The 7,461-nt window shown below is 62.9% G+C and carries 5 protein-coding genes; 2 read left to right on the plus strand and 3 right to left on the minus strand.

Annotation, left to right across the window (positions count from 1 at the left end; genetic code table 11):
• Window positions 1–17: 17 nt before the first annotated feature.
• Window positions 18–959, minus strand: a complete 942-nt coding sequence (locus Q0937_RS16510) for a hypothetical protein (RefSeq protein ID WP_299305887.1) — start codon at window positions 957–959, stop codon at window positions 18–20.
• A gap of 596 nt (window positions 960–1,555) precedes the next feature.
• Window positions 1,556–3,334, minus strand: coding sequence for a hypothetical protein (locus Q0937_RS16515; protein ID WP_299305889.1), 1,779 nt, complete (start codon window positions 3,332–3,334; stop codon window positions 1,556–1,558).
• A gap of 261 nt (window positions 3,335–3,595) precedes the next feature.
• Here Q0937_RS16515 and Q0937_RS16520 point away from each other — a divergent pair, with 261 nt between their 5' ends.
• Both Q0937_RS16520 and Q0937_RS16525 read left to right on the plus strand, forming a co-directional pair.
• Window positions 3,596–4,762 carry a TRAFAC clade GTPase domain-containing protein gene (locus tag Q0937_RS16520; protein WP_299305891.1) on the plus strand — a complete coding sequence of 389 codons (1,167 nt, stop codon included), beginning with the start codon at window positions 3,596–3,598 and terminating at the stop codon, window positions 4,760–4,762.
• A gap of 1,101 nt (window positions 4,763–5,863) precedes the next feature.
• Window positions 5,864–7,099 carry an ISL3 family transposase gene (locus tag Q0937_RS16525; protein ID WP_299305893.1) on the plus strand — a complete coding sequence of 412 codons (1,236 nt, stop codon included), beginning with the start codon at window positions 5,864–5,866 and terminating at the stop codon, window positions 7,097–7,099.
• 137 nt (window positions 7,100–7,236) lie between these two features.
• Here Q0937_RS16525 and Q0937_RS16530 read toward each other — a convergent pair.
• A partial coding sequence (locus tag Q0937_RS16530; RefSeq protein ID WP_299305895.1) for a transposase occupies window positions 7,237–7,461 on the minus strand: 225 nt, incomplete at its 5' end.

A 7,461-nucleotide genomic window follows, 5' to 3' on the forward strand; every position in this document is an offset into this window, starting at 1 on the left:
TGTGATGACCGGGGAACTCAGTCCTTCGTTGGTGGCTTCAGAGCGAACCACTCCCGAAGTGCCTCGACTAGGAGTGCACCTACCTTGTCCTCCTCGCCCCCACGTGCATCGGCTTCGGTGCCCAGGTCGTCGAGCATCGACTCGGGGGTGACGTCCTCCGATTCAGGGGCAGTGGTCGACAGGCCCCGAGCGTCCAGGAAGATGAGGAGCTCAATGTCGTCGGCCTCAAATTTTCGGCCTTCTGCCTGCGAGAGCTCGTCAGCCCACTTCTGGAGTAAGGCAACGTATCGCGTGTAGCTCTCCGCGTCCCACCAGGAGAGGTTGAACGTACCGGCGCCGGGGGCGTTCCGCTGGAGCCAGCCCGTGACGACGCTATCCATCACCGGAGTCGTCACGATCCCACTTGCCTTGGAGAGGAAGTAGATGAACTTCGTCCCGAATGCCGGTCCGAGGTACTTCAAATACGAGCGATTGGAACGGCGAATGTTGGCGATGTGCTCGAACGCTGCGACTCCGCCCTCCGAGCGCACCATGTCGGCGACTCCGCGGAGCTGGTCGATCACGATTTCGTCGTGGACGGTCCCGTTGCGGGTGAGTACACGCTGGGTGCGATACGGACCGTAGCCGACCATCCCGTATCCCCAGATCATCGACGCGAGGAACGCCGTGACGACCGCTTTCTTGGCCTCCTGACCGTTCTCTGTGTGAAGTGCGTCAGAAGCGGCGAGCTCGGCTGCGAGCTGTCGCCCGATTCGGGGACGGTCGCCGGTCGAAGCATCGGTCGACTTGGCTTCGATGGCTTCGAACAGAGCCCTGTAATCGTGGCTCTGAAGGTGTCCGGAATCCTTCGGGAATCGTCGGAGCCACGCCCTCGGCTTCCACGCCATGGACTTTTGGACGAGGTCGCCTTGACCGCGCAGACGGTCGACGCGATCATGAAGCCGATTCGGAATACTCATAGCTCACCATAGGCCGATGACCGGCACGATTGTCATCAATCGCAGCAGGTTGCCCTGCCAGTTCAGCAGTCCCCGAGGCAGCATCTCGCGCCTCAGCACCAGCCCCTCGAGGCTCGTGCAGCGTGATAATGCCACAAGCATCTGACCGTTCGAAGTTGCCGCCGGTGAGTTCCATGACCACCCTGTCCAGGGCCTACCCCTAGGACTTATGGATCGTGATCGCCCACGCCCCCGCATGCGTTATCTACAGATGCGTGAAGCGGAGTGCCCGGCACGCGCGCCGCGATGCTCTGGCGGTACGCCACTCCGACTGGAAGGGAACTACGCCGCGATGCCAGGCGTGCTCGGGGCGGGGCGACGTGAAGTTCTCGGTCCGTGTGCCTCGGCGAAGGTTGCTGCTCAGCAATCACTCGGACTAATACGCCGTGCCCAACCGCTACCTCCACGTGCCCCTCGTACCGAGGGAGGGCGAGGAGTTGCGGGAGCGGCGATGGACTGCTCTCGACGAAGCTTTCGCCGCTCGCGCCGAGCCCGACGAGACACTATGACGATTCGTTCTCATCGACTGCATGTCAGCGTGGACTGCATAATGCCCGTCAATTGAGGCGCGAGGTCGCGCGATTGGTCAGATGTTCTCCCATGTAGCCGACAATAGCGACGAGTTCGCCATCCGGATTCATTGTTTCCATGAAGTGGATCCGGGGATCCTTGTTGGGTATCTTGGCGAGTTTGAGGTGGGGGCACATCGTCTGTTGTTCGCTGCTGTCCACCCAGCTCGGAACAGGGAACTGCCGCTCGTCGCCATAATTGTTCTTGGTGTACCCGGTCTCGGTGTGGGCAAACTTGTTAGCCGGGTAACTGGGGAAACCCCAAGGTGGGTCGTGGAGGTAGCTCCTCAAATCACGTTCGTGAAGATCTGCCCGTCGGGCGCGGATGTATCCACTCAGAGCCCGCAGTGCGTCAAATGCAGCGTTGAGAGCTTGACCATCGAGATCGATGTTGTCCAACTTGCACACTGCGTGCTGGTCAGCGGTGATGAGGGGCCCATATTTTTCCCATTCGCCACGCCGCTCGTAGAGACTCTCCCACGACACCGGCGGCATCGGTGAGATCGGGTCGTGTTCGGTCTCGGTGCCTAGGGACCACGGATCGATTCCCTGAGACGACAGCGCTTGCCGGAGCTTGCGGAGCTGTTCCTCGGAGTTGCGTGCGCGGTCTGCACTGTCCGCCGCTTCGTCCTGGTACTCCGCGACAGCTTGACGAAGTTCGGCTGTCTCGTCCTCGAGGTCGTCAGAACGTTGTTGCAGAGACTCCAATAGTCCTCTCTGCTCGTCCAACACCTGAGGATCTAGCGCAGGCCGAGTTGCGTCTTCGGCGAGGCTGAGAAGTGTTCCTTCGTAGAGGTCAGGTAGGCCGAGCGTGACTCGGATCCGTTCCAGCTCATCGTTGGTCGAAGGCGTCTTCTCGACCGCTCGCGCAAGTCTTTGAGGAACAGCGAGCCGGTCGACTACGTCGCTGTTACGGAGACGGTCGAAGGTACGGTTCCAGCGGTAAATAGGGTCAGGGACCGGCGTAGAGGTCACGTGTCGTCTGGCAAAGAGGCCAAGGAGCTGGCGCAGGCGCCAGTCCGGCGTTTCCAGCAGGCTCTCCGTTCCGAGGATGCGGTGTCGGTGCGGGGCAGAGTCCTCGCCGAGAGACTCGATCCCCGGAGCGAAAGTACGGATGGTGCCTGGTGCGACGCGGAGTCCCCCGGCGCGAGCGGAGAACTCTTTGGTGGCGTCCGGAGTCAGAATGCACACCTGCGCCATTCCGACGGTGTCTCGGAACCAGGCATCGTGCTTGTCCGAGAGCAGTCGAGGCGGGATGACGTCTGAGGTGCCCATGGCGAAGACGCCGCCACGCCGATGCGGGTCAAGGAGCCGGGACTCGAAGGCGTCGAGCGTCCCCGGATAGATGACCTCGGGACCTCTGCTCAGCGTTGAACTGCCATCCCGAAGAGTTGCTCTGTCTAAAAGGTTCCTGGCGAGACGCGGGGAGGGAATAGTCCTTCGTCTGTTGTTGGCGACCCGGACCATGAGCCACGGGTCGTGAGGGTCATCGACGCCGAGGACGGTCGTCGAGAATCTACCGTCGTCGCCGTCCTCCGTCATCCCGAGCCTGAACGACGTGGCAGAGGAGTTCTTGTGGTGACGAGCGGTGACTGTGCGATCTTGACTCGAGAACCTGCTGTCTCTCGACAGGTCGATATCGATGCTCTTGGAGCGCAACCATGTCTGCGTTTCATCGATCAGGCTGTCCAGCCAGCTTGTCCCTTGGGGCCGAAGCACCATGCGGTAGACGCCGTGGTCCAGGGACTGGTCGTCGAGGGGATTCATTGGTGCTCCTCACTTCATTGTGGTGCGCCTGGTGGCTGGCGCCGCTCCTACTGGCTATGACCATCCCACCTGCAAGTGACATTCGGAGGAGATTTGGTGTTTGCCTTGACCGGTGGGGAGCAAGGCCCCGGGGCTCCGTGACGTAGGCAGGACCCGGTCGCTCAGCGCCTCACTATGCAGAGGTGGAACCCGTGCGGCTGATTCGCGACCGAATCAAGCGACCACTGCTCTCATGTCTGCTCGTTCCCGTACCCTGCCACCATGGTGAGAAGAAGAACGCTCGAGCAGCACATCGCAGTCTTCGGCGAGAGCGGAAGCGGCAAGACAGTCCTGCTGTCTTCCTTCTTCGGATCGATGAGAAAGCCCGGGCAGTCGGCGAAGCGTCGATTCGCTCTCGTCGCTGACAAGCCGGCACAGGGAACTCAGCTCCTGAAAAAGTATTACGACATGCGCGATAACGCCAAGGCTCCAGCACCCAACAAATACCGAGCTGACGCATACAAATTCAGCCTTAAAGTGAAATCTGCCCAGGGATCGGCCGCACACTTCGATGCTGTCCGTATGGTCTGGCATGACTACCCCGGCGAATGGTTCGAACAAGACGTCAGCGGGGAGACTGAAGCGCGCCGCCGGGTCGACCTCTTCCGCTCCTTGCTCCGCTCAGACGTAGCGCTTCTGCTCGTAGATGGCCAGCAGCTGCTGGACCATGCGGGATCGGAAGAGCGCTATTTCGGAAAGCTGTTCGGCAGTCTCAGCAATTGCCTGCTCGCGATGAAGGACGATCTGCTTGAGGACGGACAGCCACTGGTCCAGTTCCCACGGATCTGGATGCTGGGACTCTCGAAGGCGGATCTGCTTCCTGAGATGACGGCCTCGGCATTCGAGGAACTCGTCATTAGGGATGGAGGCCACCACCTGAACGAGTTGCGCGAAGTCATCCAAAGCATGGTCGCCGGAGATCAGGCGCTCGCGGTCGGTGAGGACCTCCTCCTTCTCTCTTCCGCGAAGTTCACACCCGGGCAGATCGACGTGAACGAGCGAGTGGGCGTCGATCTCATCCTTCCCTTGGCTGCGGTCCTCCCGTTCGAACGTCATCTTCGCTGGGCGAAATCGAAGGAACTCCCGGCCAGGGTTGCCCGCGAGCTGCTAAGTAGCTCGACGACCATCCTCGCCGTGCTCGGGTGGGCGAGCGGGGTGCTGAAGAACCTCAAACTTCCGGGGCCCCTGGGGGCGGTCGCGGTGGGAGTCTCGGCTCTTCTCGCCTCCCGCGCGGCCAACGAGATCATCGACATGGCGGACAAGAGGCTCGAGGAGGCACTTGAGAACGCTGTTCAGAAGCATGACGATCTCGGCGCCATCCTCACTCAGTTCCGAATCGACCTCGAAGAGGCTGAGGAAAGCGGTGTGCTCGTCCGGAGCAAGAACTGATGATCATCTGGTCGACCCGGGGCAAGGTATGGGGACATCGGTTCCTCCTCACAGGAGGTTCACCGGACCCCCTGATCGAAAGGGATCGAGCGTTCGAAGGCGCTGACCCGGAGGCAGAAGTATGCCATCGTCACGGTCCGACGCTCGCCCTGCGATTCATCGATCCCGAAAACCGTAAGGATGCAGCGGGTCGGCCGATCCTCCACGAGTTGGTGGTCAGCGGGCCGGAGTCCAAAGGGCCCATGTCGCTCGAAGAGGGAATCGCCGCTTTTTGGCCCGCACTTGCGGACGAGTACTCGCGGGTGTGGGATCTTCAGGCCCCTCCCCACACCATGGGATGACGGTCGCTTGCTAGGTCGTCACGTCGCGATCCCGCCCTTCCGAGGGGGCGGATGCGCAACGAGGAAACGGCTCCACCGGAGGTGCCGACCCAGAAAGCTTCATCGCCTGCGACAGACACAGGTACCCTCGCCGCTCCTTTCATCTCTCTGTCCGTACCCGACACTTGCGCTCGTTCCTCGCCGACCAGCCGTTTCATGATCGCTACGTTGCCCGTTGCCACGACGCTCAGGTCGGAATCCTTGGTAGCGGATTCGCGAGCGTATTCGTCGAGGATTCTGCTTTTCTGCACCTCGCAGCTCCATTACTCGCGGGTCTACTCCCTCGTCGGAAAAGAGTAGGTGCGCCTGCACGGACCGCTGCTGACCCATGCGGTAGCGGGTGATCGGCATGTACGCCGAGCGACAGGTCGAGCTGCGACTGACAACTACGGCCTGGCCGTCGTCAAGGAAGCGTTGCTGAAGGGCATGACCGAACCGCTGGCCATCAAGACGATCGAGTCCCTAGGGCGTGTAGAGCCAGCTCGGGCATGAAACGGGACTTCGGGGCCCGGACTGCATCGTGTAGTCCGGCCCCGTCGTCGAACGGCCTTGAACTGGCTCTTCAAGGTTCGTGGTGAAGGAGAGCGTCGCGTCGCTGGCGTAGAACGGCCCGTGGTCCTGCTGTGATGGGTGTTGTCAAGACATCCACACCTCAGAGGACCACGAGCCTGTGCACGAGAATACTGGTTCGCAGCGTGATGCTGCGAGCACGATCTTCAACTTGCCCGATTACCGCGTCACAGACGCGATCGACCTGCCCGACGGAGGCCGTCGAGTGGTGATCGAATCCATCGAGCCGCCGGGCTGTCCGTCCTGCGGGGTGCTCGCGACCAAGGTCCACTCCCGCCGGTCCCAGAAGGTGCGCGACGTCCCCGTGGCCGGGGCGGTGGAGGTGGTGTGGGCCAAGCGGCGCTGGTTCTGCCTCGAGCCGGCCTGCGCCCGGCGCACGTTCTGGGAAGCCACCGATCAGGTCCCTTACCGTGCGCGTTCGACGACCCGGCTGCGGGATCAGGTCGTCTCCGCGGTGCTCACCTCGGGCCGGGCTGCCTCCGAGGTCGCCCGGGCCCATGGCGTCTCGTGGTGGCTGGTCCAGTCCGCGCTGGCGGCGGCCGCAGTGGTCCTCCCCGCCGCCGAGGACGTGCCAGTGACGCGCCTGGGCATCGATGAGCACCGCTACCGGTCGGTGCGCTGGTTCCGCACCGATGAAGGTGCCTGGAGACGGTTCGAGCCATGGATGACGACCCTGGTCGACCTGACCACCGGACAGGTCCTCGGCGTCGTCGACGGCCGGGACTCCACCGCCGTCGGTGACTGGCTTGCCCAGCGCTCTGAGGACTGGCGGGAGCGGATCGAGATCGTCGCGATCGATCCCTCGGCCGCGTTCCGCAAAGCACTGCGGACCTACCTGCCCCGCGCTGCGGTCTCGGTCGACAAGTTCCACCTCGTCAAGCTCGGGAACGACATGGTCACCGCCGTGCGGCAACGCCTGGCCCGCACCCATCACGGTCGCCGGGGTCGGAAGGATGACCCGGCCTGGGCGCACCGGATGCTCCTGCTGCGCGGCGCTGACACCCTCACCCCGAGGGCGTGGGAGCGGTTGGAGAGGGTGTTCCGCACCGATGACCCCACCGACGAGCTCTCCGCCGCCTGGGGCATCAAGGAGCAGCTCCGTCGCCTATTGGCGACCGACACCCTGGCTCAGGCCTGGGAGGAACGGATGCGGATGGGCTACTTCGTGCAGATCGCGAATATGCCCGAGGCGACCAAGCTCTACGACACCGTCGTGACCTGGTGGGACGCGATCGAGGTCCTCATCGTCACCGGCGCGACCACCGCTCGAGTCGAGGCCGCGAACACCGGCATCAAGAACATCAAACGCATCGGCCGTGGCTTCCGCAACGCCGAGAACTACCGGATGCGTATCCTGCTGACCAGCGCCGCGAAAACCGTAGCGTGAATACCCGCCACAGCAGGGTCATTCACCACGAACCGCGAAGAGCCCTTGAACTGCTCCGTGACGTCGGCGGTTCCGGCAACCTGGCCTCATGGGGTCAAGTCCCCGGAAGTGGTGTAGCGATCCTTCGGCGATAGGGATCAGGCTGTCAGCGCGGGCAGGGCATCGGTGTTCACCTCGTTCACGGGATTGGTGGTGAGGGTGAGGCGGCAACGGGCCAGGACGTCGAGGCCGAGGTAGCGGCGTCCTTCGGCCCATTCGTCGGTCTGCTCGGCCAGGACCGCGCCGACGAGGCGGACGATCGCCTCGCGGGAGGGGAAGATGCCCACCGAGTCGGTGCGGCGGCGGATCTCGCGGTTCAGACG

The sequence above is a fragment of the uncultured Brachybacterium sp. genome (assembly GCF_947500705.1).
GTDB lineage: Bacteria > Actinomycetota > Actinomycetes > Actinomycetales > Dermabacteraceae > Brachybacterium.

Coding starts and splice junctions, on each gene's coding strand:
- Q0937_RS16510 (WP_299305887.1), bottom strand. CDS start 959: ATGAGTATTCCGAATCGGCTTCATGATCGCGTCGACCGTCTGCGCGGT.
- Q0937_RS16515 (WP_299305889.1), bottom strand. CDS start 3,334: ATGAATCCCCTCGACGACCAGTCCCTGGACCACGGCGTCTACCGCATG.
- Q0937_RS16520 (WP_299305891.1), top strand. CDS start 3,596: ATGGTGAGAAGAAGAACGCTCGAGCAGCACATCGCAGTCTTCGGCGAG.